Annotated in this window: 12 protein-coding genes; 9 read left to right on the top strand and 3 right to left on the bottom strand. The window is 68.5% G+C overall.

The genetic code is table 11. The features are described from left to right. Positions 1-85: 85 nt before the first annotated feature. From ACLIME_RS05185 to ACLIME_RS05220, 8 genes are all read left to right on the top strand, one after another. Positions 86-847 carry a YebC/PmpR family DNA-binding transcriptional regulator gene (locus tag ACLIME_RS05185; RefSeq protein ID WP_079705914.1) on the top strand — a complete coding sequence of 254 codons (762 nt, stop codon included), beginning with the start codon at positions 86-88 and terminating at the stop codon, positions 845-847. A gap of 96 nt (positions 848-943) precedes the next feature. Beyond that, the gene (ruvC, locus tag ACLIME_RS05190) at positions 944-1,576 is read left to right on the top strand and encodes a crossover junction endodeoxyribonuclease RuvC (protein ID WP_064293815.1); all 633 of its coding nucleotides are present in this window, start codon (positions 944-946) and stop codon (positions 1,574-1,576) included. Then, positions 1,573-2,199: a Holliday junction branch migration protein RuvA gene (ruvA, locus tag ACLIME_RS05195; RefSeq protein WP_064293816.1), complete on the top strand. Its 627-nt coding sequence runs from the start codon at positions 1,573-1,575 to the stop codon at positions 2,197-2,199. The genes ruvC and ruvA overlap by 4 nt, the downstream gene beginning before the upstream one ends. Next, entirely contained in the window at positions 2,196-3,227 is a 1,032-nt protein-coding gene (gene ruvB / locus ACLIME_RS05200; RefSeq protein ID WP_079705916.1) for a Holliday junction branch migration DNA helicase RuvB, read from the top strand. Before ruvA ends, ruvB begins: the two co-directional genes overlap by 4 nt. 72 nt (positions 3,228-3,299) lie before the next feature. Continuing rightward, on the top strand, positions 3,300-3,683 hold the full coding sequence (locus tag ACLIME_RS05205; protein WP_064293818.1) for a preprotein translocase subunit YajC: 384 nt from the start codon (positions 3,300-3,302) through the stop codon (positions 3,681-3,683). A 64-nt stretch (positions 3,684-3,747) separates the two neighbouring features. Further along, positions 3,748-5,499: a protein translocase subunit SecD gene (gene secD, locus ACLIME_RS05210; protein ID WP_071260131.1), complete on the top strand. Its 1,752-nt coding sequence runs from the start codon at positions 3,748-3,750 to the stop codon at positions 5,497-5,499. After that, the gene (gene secF, locus ACLIME_RS05215) at positions 5,499-6,539 is read left to right on the top strand and encodes a protein translocase subunit SecF (protein WP_086473302.1); all 1,041 of its coding nucleotides are present in this window, start codon (positions 5,499-5,501) and stop codon (positions 6,537-6,539) included. Before secD ends, secF begins: the two co-directional genes overlap by 1 nt. Before the next feature lie 48 nt (positions 6,540-6,587). Then, positions 6,588-8,843 (top strand): RelA/SpoT family protein, encoded by a 2,256-nt coding sequence (locus tag ACLIME_RS05220; protein ID WP_411558371.1) that lies wholly within the window; start codon positions 6,588-6,590, stop codon positions 8,841-8,843. On the opposite strand, the gene ACLIME_RS05225 is transcribed toward ACLIME_RS05220, so the two are convergent. The 3 genes from ACLIME_RS05225 to ACLIME_RS05235 form a co-directional block, all read right to left on the bottom strand. Further along, the gene (locus ACLIME_RS05225; RefSeq protein WP_411558372.1) at positions 8,830-9,507 is read right to left on the bottom strand and encodes a hypothetical protein; all 678 of its coding nucleotides are present in this window, start codon (positions 9,505-9,507) and stop codon (positions 8,830-8,832) included. The two genes, ACLIME_RS05220 and ACLIME_RS05225, sit on opposite strands and share 14 nt — an antisense overlap. Before the next feature lie 94 nt (positions 9,508-9,601). Continuing rightward, positions 9,602-10,831 (bottom strand): DUF349 domain-containing protein, encoded by a 1,230-nt coding sequence (locus ACLIME_RS05230; RefSeq protein ID WP_411558373.1) that lies wholly within the window; start codon positions 10,829-10,831, stop codon positions 9,602-9,604. Positions 10,832-10,964: 133 nt separating this feature from the next. Continuing rightward, positions 10,965-11,771 carry a peptidylprolyl isomerase gene (locus tag ACLIME_RS05235; RefSeq protein WP_079705920.1) on the bottom strand — a complete coding sequence of 269 codons (807 nt, stop codon included), beginning with the start codon at positions 11,769-11,771 and terminating at the stop codon, positions 10,965-10,967. Positions 11,772-11,955: 184 nt separating this feature from the next. On the opposite strand from ACLIME_RS05235, the gene ACLIME_RS05240 reads away from it, so the two are divergent. Further along, on the top strand, positions 11,956-13,401 hold the full coding sequence (locus ACLIME_RS05240; RefSeq protein ID WP_411558374.1) for a replication-associated recombination protein A: 1,446 nt from the start codon (positions 11,956-11,958) through the stop codon (positions 13,399-13,401). Positions 13,402-13,444: the final 43 nt, after the last annotated feature.

A 13,444-nucleotide genomic window follows, 5' to 3' on the forward strand; every position in this document is an offset into this window, starting at 1 on the left:
ATCCCGCGGCCCGTCCCGGCGTGATCGCGAGTTCCGGGCCGCTGGCCTAGACTGGTCAGGTTCTTTTCACGCAGTTAGGGAGCACATGTCCGGACACTCCAAGTGGGCGACGACCAAGCACAAGAAGGCCGTCATCGACGGCCGTCGCGCGAAGTCGTTCGCCAAGCTCATCAAGAACATCGAGGTCGCGGCCAAGATGGGCGGCGCAGACCTCGCGGGCAACCCGACGCTGCAGGACGCCATCCAGAAGGCGAAGAAGACCTCGGTCCCGAACGACAACATCGACCGCGCCGTCAAGCGCGGTGCCGGCCTCACCGGTGAGGTCGTCGACTACACCACGATCATGTACGAGGGCTACGGGCCGAACGGCGTCGCCCTGCTCGTCGAGTGCCTCACCGACAACAAGAACCGTGCAGCAGCCGATGTCCGGACGCTGATGTCCCGCAACGGCGGCACCATGGCCGACCCTGGCTCCGTCGCTTACAACTTCCAGCGCAAGGGCCTCATCGTCGTCCAGGCCGAGGGCACCACCGAGGACGACGTCCTCGGCGCCGTCCTCGACGCCGGCGCAGAAGAGGTGAACACCGAGGGTGAGACCTTCGAGGTCGTCACCGAGCCGAGCGACATGGTCGCGACCCGGACCGCCCTGCAAGAGGCCGGTATCGACTACGACTCCGCCGACGTCGCCTTCGTCCCGAACCTCAAGGTCGAGATCGACGCCGACACGGCGCGCAAGGTCTTCAAGCTCATCGACGCCCTCGAGGACAACGACGACGTCCAGAACATCTACAGCAACTTCGACCTCACCCCCGAGGTGCAGGCCGAGTTGGAGGCCGACGACGAGTAGTCCGGCGTCCGTGCCGAGCGGAGCTCGTTCGAACGGATGTACGACACTCCGTCCTCGCGGAGTGCTGGGCGCATCGCCCGCGCTTAGGGTCGGAGCATGACTCTGCGCGTCCTCGGCATCGATCCCGGCCTGACCCGATGCGGGGTGGGGGTCGTCGACGTCCTGCCGGGACGGCAGGCCACGATGGTCGAGTACGGCGTCATCCGGACGGATGCGCACGCCCCACTCGAGCAGCGACTCCTCATGATCGCGCAGGGCATCGCCGAGGCGATCGAGCGCACCTCGCCGACCGCGATGGCCGTCGAGCGGGTGTTCGCGCAACACAACGTCCGGACGGTCATGGGCACCGCTCAGGCGAGTGGGCTCGCCCTGCACGCTGCGGCCGCGAACGGGATCCCCGTCGGCCTGCACACCCCGAGCGAGGTCAAGGCCGCGGTGACCGGCTACGGCCGGGCGGACAAGCTCCAGGTGCAGACCATGGTCGCGCGGATCCTCGGTCTCGACGAACTCCCGAAGCCCGCTGACGCCGCAGATGCGCTCGCGCTCGCGATCTGCCACGCCTGGCGACCAGTCGTGTCGACTGCGGCGACACCCGTCGGCGCACCGCCGCAGGGGAGTGGAGCACTCACCCCGGCCCAGCGTGCGTGGGCGGCTGCGGAACGCGGCGGCGCTCCGCGCGAGGCGGCCGTCCGGGCCCGGGCAGCGCGGAGCCCTAGGCTGGAAGCATGATCTCCTCCCTCCGCGGCACCGTCCTGAGCGCGGTCGGCAACCTCGTCGTGATCGAGGTGGGCGGCGTCGGATTCGCCGTCCAGGTCACGCCGGCCCATGCCCTCTCACTCCGGGTCGGCACCGAAGCACTCCTCTCGACGACACTGATCGTGCGGGAGGACTCGCTCTCCCTGTTCGGGTTCCGATCCGCCGAGGAGCTGTCCGTGTTCGAGCTCCTGGTGAGCGTCACCGGGGTCGGCCCGAAGTCGGCACTCGGCGTCCTGGAGGCGCTGACGCCGGAGCAGATCGCCGCCGCCATCTCCGCGGACGACGACGCCCCGTTCCGGAAGGTCTCCGGGATCGGGCCGAAGACGGCGAAGCTCATCACCGTCTCGCTCGCCGGAAAGCTCCGCGTCACCAGGACGACGCCTGAAGCTCCGGCGACCACCGTGAACGCGGCAGCGATCGCCGATCAGGTCGTGACGGCGCTCATCGGGCTCGGTTGGCCGGAGAAGACGGCGACGCAGGCGGTCGTCGAGGCCTCCGCCTCCGCGAGTGCGGACGACCTCTCGACCGTGCCGTCGCTCATCCGCCTGGCCCTCGGCAGACTCGGCCCGGCGCACGCCGGAGGCCGTACCTCGTGACCGACGCTCCAGAAGACCTCACCAATCCAGCCGCCGAGTCCGATGCGGAATTGGCGTTCGAGGGGGCGCTCCGTCCGCGGTCGCTCTCCGAGTTCGTCGGTCAGTCCAAGGCGCGCGGTCAGTTGCAACTCCTGATCACGGCGGCCGGGATGCAGAACCGCACCCCCGACCACATCCTGCTGGCCGGCCCTCCTGGACTCGGCAAGACGACCCTCGCGATGATCGTCGCGCACGAGACGGGGAAACCGCTCCGGCTCACGAGCGGCCCGGCCATCCAGCACGCCGGCGACCTCGCCGCGGTCTTGTCGTCGCTGACCCCGGGTGAGGTCCTCTTCATCGACGAGATCCACCGCATGGCCCGCCCTGCCGAGGAGATGTTGTACCTCGCCATGGAGGACTTCCGCATCGACATCATGGTGGGCAAGGGTGCCGGCGCGACGAGTATCCCCCTCGAGCTGGCGCCGTTCACCCTGGTCGGGGCGACCACCCGGTCCGGTCTGCTGCCGAACCCGCTCCGCGACCGCTTCGGGTTCACCGCCCACCTCGAGTTCTACGACGAGCCGGAACTGCAGCAGGTGCTGCACCGCACCGCCGACATGCTCGGGCTCGACATCGACGGTCGGGCCGTCGCCGAGATCGCCGGACGCTGTCGGGGTACGCCGCGCATCGCCAACCGACTCCTCCGCCGGGTCAGGGACTATGCACTCGTGCACGGTGGCCGAGCCGACCTGGAGACCGTCCAGGCCGCGCTCGAGCTCTACGACGTCGACGCCCTCGGTCTCGACCGACTCGACCGGTCGGTCATGGAGGGCATGCTCGACCGCTTCGCCGGAGGCCCGGTCGGGCTCAGCACGCTCGCGGTCTCGGTCGGCGAGGAAGCGGAGACGATCGAGTCCGTCGTCGAGCCGTTCCTCGTCCGGATCGGCCTCATCACGCGCACGCCACGGGGCCGCGTGGCGACCCCGGCCGCCTGGCGGCACTTCGGCAGAACACCTTCTCAGCATGGCTCGACCCTCGATGGCCTATAATTTCCCTTTGGCGGTGCGTTCCCAACGTCTCCCGCCCTCAATCTCCTCTGGAAGGTTCCCATCGTGGATGCAATGACCCTCGTCCTGTTCGGCCTCGCCGGCGTCATGATCGTGTTCATGATGGTGAGCAACAACAAGCGGAAGAAGCAAGCCGCGGAGACCGAGCAGAAGCTCGTCCCCGGCGCCGAGGTGCTCACCGGCTTCGGTGTCTACGGCACCCTCATCTCGATGGACCGCGACTCCCGCAAGGCCGATGTCGAGATCGCCCCCGGCGTCATCGTCACCATCGACCCCCGCTACGCGGGTGCGGTCGTCGCACCGACGGTCGCCGAGACCGCCGAGGAGGCCCCCGTCGTCGAGTCGATCCCCGACGACGCCTCCTCACTCGACCTCTCCAAGCCCGAATTCGGCCAGCGCGTCGAGGACACCTCGAAGCCGCAGAAGAGCGACGACTAGTCCCAACCCCTTCCCGGGTGGTGGCCGTCGTGCCACCGCCGGCAGAGAAAGCTGAGTTCCGAGTTTGGCAAAGTCGACTCCGGTCAAGAAAGCGTGGCGTTCGCTCACCTGGCTTGGCGTAATCCTCATCGGTTTGTTCGCGATCAACGCGGCCGGGGTCCTCTGGGGGAACAGCTCATGGGCGCCCAAGCTGGCCCTCGACCTCGAGGGCGGCACCCAGATCATCCTCGCGCCGAAGCTGGAGTCCGGCCAGACGGTCTCCAACGAGCAGCTGAACCAGGCCGTGGCGATCATCCGCCAGCGCGTCGACGCGTCCGGCGTGTCGGAGGCGGAGATCACGACGCAGGGTCAGAACGTCGTCGTCTCGATCCCGGGAACCCCCGACGAAGCGACGCTGAACCGCATCGAGAGCTCCGCGAAGCTCGAGTTCCGTCCGGTCCTCACCTCGCAGCAGCTGACTCCCGGTCAGCCGTCCAACACCTTCATCGGTGAGGACGGCGCCTCGACCCCGTATCCGACGCCGGATCCGGGCCTCGAGAGCACGCCGACCGCGTCGCCGACGAACGCGAGCGACCTGTCGCAGGTGACGCCCGCGCTGTACGCCGCCTTCCAGGCCTACGACTGCGCCGCGAACGCGGACTCGCTCGACGCCACCGCAGCGCCCGCTGCCGAGCCGCTCATCACGTGCGACGTCGACGGCACCTTCAAGTACGTCCTCGGCCCGGTCGAGGTGTCCGGAGAAGACCTGTCCGACGCGAGTGCCGGCATCAAGACGACGTCGTCGGGTGCCAGCACGGGCGAGTGGGCGGTGTACCCGGTCTTCAACGAGAAGGGCACCGCGCTCTTCGCCGACGTCACCGGCCGCCTGACCTCGCTGCAGAGCCCGCAGAACCAGTTCGCGATCGTGCTCGACGGCAACGTCATCTCCGCTCCGCAGTCGCTCGCCGTCATCTCGGACGGCAAGCCCGAGATCAGTGGCTCCTTCACGGAGGAATCCGCCAAGACCCTCGCCGACCAGCTCAAGTTCGGCGCCCTGCCGATCAGCTTCGTCGTGCAGAGCCAGGACACCATCTCGGCGACCCTCGGTTCGACGCAGCTGGAGAGCGGCCTCATCGCCGGTCTGATCGGGCTCATCCTGGTCGTCATCTACACGCTGTTCCAGTACCGGCTCCTCGGCACCGTGACCATCGCCTCGCTCGTCGCGGCAGCGGTGCTCACCTATGTGGTGATCCTGCTGATGTCCTGGCGTCAGGGCTTCCGGCTCTCCCTTGCCGGGATAGCAGGTCTCATCGTCGCGATCGGTTTCACCGCGGACTCGTTCATCGTGTACTTCGAACGCATCAAGGACGAACTCCGCGACGGCCGCGGTCTGGAGTCCGCCGTCGAAGCCGGCTGGAAGCGCGCGAAGCGCACCATCTACGCGGCGAAGGGTGTCAACCTCCTGTCCGCCGTGGTGCTGTACGTCCTCGCGATCGGCAACGTCCGCGGCTTCGCCCTCACCCTCGGCGTGACCACGATCATCGACGTCATCGTCGTGCTGCTGTTCACCCACCCGATGATGCAGCTCCTCGGCCAGACGAAGCTCTTCAACAGCGGCAAGCCGTTCACCGGTCTCGACCCGTCGGCGCTCGGCGCCATCTACCGTGGTCGCGCAGAGTTCCGGAAGCCCGTCTCGGTGCCTGGCGCCAAGGCCGCGTCCAGCAGCCGTGAGGCGGCCAAGCGCCAGACGATCGCCGAGCGCAAGCAGGCGGCCCTCGTCGGAGGCGGCTCCGACACCAGAGCAGACGATCTGCCGACCGATGGGAAGGACTCCTGATGGGTGCGTTCGCACGGTTCGGAAACGAGCTCTACACCGGGAAGCGCTCCTACGACTTCGTCGGCAAGCGCAAGATCTGGTACACGATCGCCATCATCGCGGTCGTCCTCTCGGTGTTGATCCCGGTCGTCAAGGGCGGATTCAACTTCGGCATCGAGTTCCGCGGTGGTTCGCAGTTCCAGATCGCCGACGTCAAGAGCACCGATCAGACGCTGGCCGAAGACGCGGTCGCGTCCGTCGTCAGCGGTGCGACCACCCATGTCACCGTCGTGGGCGGCAACTCGGTCCGCGTGCAGACCGACCAGCTGAAGAACGACAAGGTCACCCAGCAGGTGTCGGCAGCCTTGGCCGAGGCCTACGGCGTCGAACAGTCCGACATCACGAGTTCGTTCATCGGCCCGTCATGGGGTCAGGACGTCTCCAAGCAGGCGATCGTCGGCCTCATCGTGTTCCTCGTGCTCGCGGCGATCCTCATGGCCCTGTACTTCCGCACCTGGAAGATGTCCGCGGCCGCGCTGCTCTCCCTCATGCACGACCTCATCATCACGGCCGGTGTCTACGCCGCGACCGGCTGGGAGATCACGCCGGCCGCCATGATCGGTTTCCTCACCATCCTCGGGTTCTCGCTGTACGACACCGTCGTGGTGTTCGACAAGATCCGCGAGAACACGACGCTCGACGCCGACGGCGCGGCCCGGACGTTCGGGGAGTCGGTCAACCTCGCGGTCAACCAGACCCTGGTGCGCTCGATCAACACCGGCGTGGTGGCGGCGCTCCCGGTCGCGGCGATCCTGTTCTTCGGTGCCTTCGTCCTCGGTGCCGACACGCTGCGCGACATCTCGCTCGCTCTGCTCGTCGGTATCCTCGTCGGCACGTACTCGACGATCTTCGTCGCCGCACCGCTCTACGCGAACTTCCGGCACAACGAGCCCCGCATCGCCAAGCACGACAAGCGCGTGCTGCAGGCGCGCGAGCGCGCTCAGACCTCGGATGACGCCGAGGGCGAACGCACGGAAGCAGACGCGCCGCTGGCGCGTTGACCCTGACAGCGACCGACAACCGCGTGCACGAGCGCAGGGAGGCCTGAGATGGCGGACACCACGACATCCTCGACGGCCTCCCTGCGCCGTCTCGTCCCACGGATCTTCTCGAAGGCACAGCCGGCCGGCGCCGTCGACACCCTGATGCGGACGGTGCGGCAGCACCATCCCAAGGCCGACCTGGCGCTCATCGAACGTGCGTACACGGTCGCCGAGCGGGCCCACTCCGGGCAGAAGCGCCAGAGCGGCGAGCCGTACATCACGCACCCGGTCGCCGTCTCCCAGATCCTGGCCGACCTCGGCATCGGACCGAAGACGATCGTCGCCGCCCTCCTCCACGACACCGTCGAGGACACCGACTACTCGCTCGACCAACTCCATGCGGACTTCGGCGACGAGGTCGCCATGCTCGTCGACGGCGTCACGAAGCTCGACAAGGTCAAGTACGGCGACAGCGCACAGGCCGAGACGGTCCGGAAGATGATCGTCGCGATGTCGAAGGACATCCGCGTCCTCATCATCAAACTCGCCGACCGGCTGCACAACGCCCGGACCTGGGGATTCGTCCCGGCCGAGAAGGCGGCGAAGAAGGCCACGGAGACCCTCGAGATCTACGCACCGCTCGCGCACCGCCTCGGGATCCAGGCGATCAAGTGGGAGCTCGAAGACCTGTCCTTCGCCGTGTTGTACCCGAAGCTCTACGCCGAGATCGAATCGCTCGTCAAGCAGCGGACGCCGCAGCGCGAGGAGTACGTGCAGCACGTCATCGACGCGGTGAACGAGGATCTCAAGGCGCAGAAGATCCGCGGCAAGGTCGCCGGTCGTCCGAAGCAGTACTACTCGATCTACCAGAAGATGGTCGTCCGCGGCCGCGAGTTCGACGACATCTACGACCTCGTCGGCATCCGTGTCCTCGTCAACTCGCTCCGCGACTGCTACGCGGTCCTCGGGTCGATCCACGCGCGGTGGACCCCCGTCCCGGGGCGTTTCAAGGACTACATCGCCACGCCGAAGTTCAACCTGTACCAGTCGCTGCACACCACCGTCGTCGGACCGGGCGGGAAGCCCGTCGAGATCCAGATCCGTACGAACGAGATGCACCAGCGGGCCGAGTTCGGTGTCGCCGCGCACTGGAAGTACAAGGAGCGGATGAACAGCGGGAAGACCGCGTCCTCCGCCGAGCCCGACAGCTCGATGGCCTGGCTCGCCCACATCTCCGACTGGCAGGCGGAGACGGCGGACCCGGGGGAGTTCCTCGACTCGTTGCGGTTCGAGATCGGTGCGAAGGAGGTCTACGTCTTCACCCCGAAGGGGCGTGTCGTCGGCCTGCCCGCCGGCGCGACGCCGGTGGACTTCGCCTACGCCGTCCACACGGAGGTCGGCCACCGGACGATGGGCGCCCGGGTCAACGGGCGGCTCGTGCCGCTAGAGAGCTCGCTCAACACCGGCGACGTGGTGGAGGTCTTCACCTCGAAGAACCCCGACTCCGGTCCGAGCCAGGACTGGTTGAACTTCGTCAAGAGCCCTCGGGCGCGGAACAAGATCCGCCAGTGGTTCACGAAGGAGCGACGCGACGAGGCCATCGAGCAGGGCCGTGACGCGATCGCGCGGGCGATGCGCAAGCAGAACCTGCCGCTCCAGAAGCTCATGAACCAGGACTCGTTCGCCGAGGTCGCGGCGCAGCTGCGCTACGAGGACGTCACGGCGCTCTACGCGGCCGTCGGCGAGGGCCACGTCTCGACGCAGTCCGTGCTCGAGAAGGTGGTCGCGCTCCTGCAGAAGGACGCCGACAGCGAGCACGCCGAGTACACCGTCCCGGTGCGCGGGAGCCGCCGTGAGCGGCTGCAGAACAGCGACTCCGGGGTCCTCGTGCTCGGTGCTCCCGACATCCTGGTCAAGCTCGCGAAGTGCTGCACCCCGGTGCCGGGTGATGAGATCGTCGGGTTCGTCACGCGGGGCTCCGGCGTCTCCGTCCACCGTTCGGACTGCCACAACGTCCAGGGACTCCTGCAGGAACCCGAGCGCATGATCGATGTGGAGTGGGCGCCGTCGTCGAAGAGCGTGTTCCTGGTCCAGATCCAGGTCGAGGCACTCGATCGAGCTGGACTGTTGTCGGATGTGACGCGGGTGCTGTCCGAGTACCACGTCAACATCCTGTCGGCGACGGTGAACACCTCGAGCGACCGCCTGGCCATCAGCCGCTTCGTGTTCGAGATGGGCGACACCACCCACCTCGACCGGGTGCTGAACGCGGTCCGGCGGATCGACACCGTGTACGACGTCTACCGGGTCAAGGGCGGCTGAGCGGGAGCGACCAGGACGCCAGTTCGCTCCGAGTCGGCTCGAGGCCGGGCAGCATCACCTCGGTGGCACTCGACACGACACGGACGATCCGTGTGCCGCCGAGGACCCGCGGGACGGAGCGGACCCAGGCGACGACCTCCTCAGGGCTGGTGAGCCCGAGCAGGAAGTAGTTGCGGATCGTCGTCATGGCCTCCTCAGCTTCGGCGCCGGTGCGCCGTGCCAGATCCGCGACCGTGCGCGTGGGGGTCGTGACCCGCAGTGCGCCGCACCGCTCGCTGTCGTCGGGGCGGAGTGACACCTGACGCAGACGCAAGCGGGGCGAACGCGCGCTGCGCCGTTCCATCGACACGAAGCCCGTGTGGACCCTCGGTGCGATGAGCGCCGCGCCGTGCAGCCAGGCGGCACTCGTCTCAGCGATGACCGCGCCGGCCAGCCCGGGCAGCTGTTCGAGGACCGCCGCGCGCAGCCTGACGGTGTCGGGTTCGTCGACACTGCAGTAGCCGTCTTCGAAGGCGAAGAGCTCGCCGTCGAGCCGCGCGGCGGCGAGCTCGGCGACGGAGAGCTCAGGTGGCTGGAGGTAGGCGGGGAGGCGGCTCGTGGAGGCCGGGGGATCCGTCGCGCAGTCTGGCTCGATGGGGGAGGACGTCTGGAGTGCCGTGGACATACGACGATCCTCCTGTAGCCGTCCGGCAGCAGGAGGATCGTCGACGGATCTGTGGAGAACCGCGACCGTCACGCGGTTGGTGGAGCGGATCCGCCTAGCGGATCGCCCCGAGCCACGCCTTGCGTGCATCCAGCGCCTGGATGGCCGCGGTGAGCCGGTCGGCGTCACCCGAGGCTCGTGCAGCCTCGACCTCGTCCTCGAGCTTGGCGATGGCGTCGGCGAGCTGGCTCGCGAGCCCCTCGGTACGCGCCTTCGTCTCGGGGTTGTTGCGCTTCCAGTGCTCGTCCTCGAGCTGCTTGACGTGGGTCTCGATCTTGCGGAGACGGTCTTCGACGACGCGGACCTGCTCGCGCGGGACCTTGCCGATCTCGTCCCACCGACGCTGGATGTCGGTGAGCGCCTTGCGCGCCGAGTCCCGATTCGTGTCGGCCAGGATCGGCTCGGCATCCGCCAACACCGCGAGCTTCAAATCCAGGTTGCCCTGGAACTCCTCGTTGTCGCGCGCGTCGAGCTCGGCCTTCGCGCCGTAGATCGCGTCGCCCGCGGCCTTGAACTTCGCCCAGAGCGCGTCATCCTGGCGCTTCCCGGCACGTGGGGAGGCCTTCCACTCGTCGAGCAGACTGCGGTAGGCGGGGATGCCCTCGGCGCCCTTGGCGATGAGGGCCTCGGCGCGCTCGACGAGCTTCTGCTTGATCGCGCGTGCTTCCTTGTGGACCGAGTCCAGCTCCGTGTAGAACGCACGACGGTGCTGCTCGATCGTCGCGCGCGCCGTCCGGAACCGCTTCCAGAGGTCGTTGGCGTCGTTCTTCGCGAGACGCGGACCGTCGTGCTGCTGGCGCTGCCACTCGGCGAAGAGTTCGTCGAGTCTCGCCGAGGTCTGCTTCCACTGCACCCGTGCCGGATCCTGCTGCGCGAGCTGCTCGGCCTCCTCGACGATCGCGAGACGCGCACGTGCCGCTTCCTCGAGGGCTGCCTTGGTCTCCTGGCTCTGCGCCTCGGTCAGCTCGCTCACGGTGCCGTCGAGCGCCGCGAGGCGGGTCAGGAGCGCCTGGAGGTTGCCGACCGCGTTGGCGGACTCGACCTGCTTGGTGATCGACTTCACGGCCTTCGCGACGTCCGTCGCCGGTGCACCGCGCTTCGCGCGCTGCTCGAGGAGCGTCACCTGTCCGGCGAGGTCCGTGAACTTGCGCTCGAAGTACGCGAGCGCCTCCTCCTTGGAGCCGTCGGGGTACTGTCCGACCGCTCGTTCACCGTCGGCCTCACGGACGTAGACGGTGCCGTCGTCGTCGACACGGCCCCACGGTTCGATCTCTGGACTGGTCACGCGCATCACCCTTGCTGTGTGTTGACCGCCGTTCGTGGCGATCGTGATCGATCCACAAGCCTATTACCCCGAGTCCTGCTCGGGGCGACCGCTTGCGCCGGTCGGTTCCGTCTGGTGCAGGTTACTGCACGCGCTACTGGACCGTCACCGAGGTGATGGTGGCCGGGACCGCTGGAGCACCGTCACCGCTGCCGTCTGCGACGCCGCCGGACACGACACCCGAGACGAGCTGGTCGAGACCGCTCGTGATCTGACCGAGCACGGTGTAGCCGCCGGCGGCGTCGGACGGGATGGTCGAGTCCTGGTAGACGAGGAAGAACTGCGAACCGTTGCTGTAGCCGTTCCCTCCCTGGCGTGCCATGGCGATGGTGCCGGCCGGGTAGACGTCGTCGGTCGGTGCGTTCTCGACCGGGCCGTAACTGTAGCCGGGGCCACCGGTGCCGGTGCCGTCGGGGTCGCCGCACTGCAGGACGTAGATGCCACTCGTCGTGAGGCGGTGGCAGGTGACGCCGTCGTAGAAGCCGGATTGGGCGAGGGAGATGAAGGAGGAGACGCCCTGCGGCGCGCAGGCGCCGTCGAGGGTGAGGTTCATGACGACGTCGTTGATCGTCATCTCACCACTCCAATCGCGGTCCTCGGCGATGGTGCTCGCGGGGACCTCGCCGGTGTTCGCGCCGTCCGTGGCCCCGGTGACACCGCAGGCCCCTGCCTCGGCGGAAGCCGTGGGCGTCGCGACCGGGGTGCCCGGACCGCCGGCGAAGAAGAACACCTGCGCAGCCGTGGCACCGGCCAGGATGACGACGAGCGCCGCCGCGGCGATCACGTTGTCGCGGACGCGGCGCTTCGAGCGGTGCTCGTGCACGGTGCGCCGGGCGTTGTAGGCGCGCAGTCGTGCGCGTGCTGCGCGTGCCTCTTTGTCCGGACCCTTGCTCGTTGCCACGTCGTTCCCTCCAGGTGCCGTCGGCCGAGCGGCGGCATCGCGCTGTCATCTGGCACCACGCCCGCGGCGGACTGCCCAGGAGAACCTTACGGGGAGCGCTCCGCGCGGACCAAACGACGCACGACGGCGGCGACCCCGTTCTGCAGCGGGTCCGCGTGTCGCAGGCTGCGGCTAGCCTGGTGGAATGTTCAGTCGAGGACCCGGCATCGCCGGCGCACCGGTTCCGCTCGCCGTGCGCATGCGGCCCCGCAGCCTCGAAGAGGTCGCCGGCCAGCAGCACCTGCTCCGTCCCGGCTCGCCGCTCGTCCGCCTGGCGAGCGACAACGAGGGGACGCAGGCGGCCGTGTCCGTCATCCTCTGGGGCCCACCGGGCACCGGGAAGACGACCCTGGCGCAGGCCATCGCGCACAGCTCCGGCCGCCGGTTCGTGGAGCTCTCGGCCGTGACGGCGGGCGTCAAGGACGTCCGGCAGGTCATGGAGGAGGCGATGTCGAGCCGCGACCTCTACGGCAGCTCGACCGTCCTCTTCCTCGACGAGATCCACCGGTTCACGAAGGCCCAGCAGGACGCCCTGCTCCCCGGCGTGGAGAACGGCTGGGTCATCCTGGTCGCCGCGACGACCGAGAACCCGTCGTTCTCGGTCATCTCCCCGCTGCTGTCGCGTTCGCTGCTCCTCACGCTCGAACAGCTGAGCGACGACGACCTCGGCATCCTCATCGACCGCGCCGTGACCGACCCGCGCGGCCTGGCCGGTCGCTTCACCGTGACGCCGGAGGCCCGCGCCGCGATCATCCAGTTGTCATCCGGCGATGCCCGACGAGCCCTGACGGCACTGGAGGCGGCCGCGATCGCCGCCGACTCCGACCTCGGCGCTCCGGTCGACCCCGACGAGCTCGATCTCGACGACTCGGGCCTCCTCGACGTCGGCGATGAGGATGATGAAGACGACGAAGACGGGGTGGACTCCGACACCGCGACGCGGGCGCCCCGCGGTCCCGTGATCACCGATGAGCTCGTCGCGCAGGCGGTCGACCGCGCCCTGCTCCGATACGACCGCAACGGCGACGAGCACTACGACGTCATCAGCGCGTTCATCAAGAGCATCCGCGGATCCGACGTCGACGCCGCGCTGCACTACCTCGCTCGGATGATCGAGGCGGGGGAGGACCCGCGCTTCATCGCCCGCCGCATCATCATCTCCGCGGCCGAGGACATCGGCATCGCCGACCCGCAGGCGCTGCCCATCGCCGTGGCGGCCGCCGACGCCGTCCAGTTCATCGGCATGCCCGAGGGTCGCATCCCGCTGGCCGAGGCCGTGGTGTACCTGGCCACGGCCGCCAAGTCGAACGCGGCCTACGTCGCCATCGACCAGGCCATCGCCGACGTCAGGGCCGGAGCCTTCGGACGCGTGCCGAAGCCGATGCGAGACGCCCACTACGCGGGCGCCAAGCGTCTCGGACACGGCAAGGGCTACCGCTACCCGCACGACCACCCGATCGGTGTCGTCGCCCAGCAGTACCTGCCCGACGAGCTCCGCGACGTCCGGTACTACCAGCCCACCGACCACGGCCACGAACGCGACATCTCGGCACGGTTGGACAAACTCCGGAAGATCGTCCGGGGCGAGTGATCCTCGGGTCGCGGCGGCCCGGCGACCGGGGCACGTCGTGCTA

The organism is Plantibacter sp. MPB07, from assembly GCF_046619465.1.
Lineage (GTDB): Bacteria > Actinomycetota > Actinomycetes > Actinomycetales > Microbacteriaceae > Plantibacter > Plantibacter auratus.

Coding starts and splice junctions, on each gene's coding strand:
- ACLIME_RS05220 (WP_411558371.1), top strand. CDS start 6,588: ATGGCGGACACCACGACATCCTCGACGGCCTCCCTGCGCCGTCTCGTC.
- ACLIME_RS05185 (WP_079705914.1), top strand. CDS start 86: ATGTCCGGACACTCCAAGTGGGCGACGACCAAGCACAAGAAGGCCGTC.
- ruvC (WP_064293815.1), top strand. CDS start 944: ATGACTCTGCGCGTCCTCGGCATCGATCCCGGCCTGACCCGATGCGGG.
- ruvA (WP_064293816.1), top strand. CDS start 1,573: ATGATCTCCTCCCTCCGCGGCACCGTCCTGAGCGCGGTCGGCAACCTC.
- ACLIME_RS05225 (WP_411558372.1), bottom strand. CDS start 9,507: ATGTCCACGGCACTCCAGACGTCCTCCCCCATCGAGCCAGACTGCGCG.
- secF (WP_086473302.1), top strand. CDS start 5,499: ATGGGTGCGTTCGCACGGTTCGGAAACGAGCTCTACACCGGGAAGCGC.
- ACLIME_RS05205 (WP_064293818.1), top strand. CDS start 3,300: ATGACCCTCGTCCTGTTCGGCCTCGCCGGCGTCATGATCGTGTTCATG.
- ACLIME_RS05240 (WP_411558374.1), top strand. CDS start 11,956: ATGTTCAGTCGAGGACCCGGCATCGCCGGCGCACCGGTTCCGCTCGCC.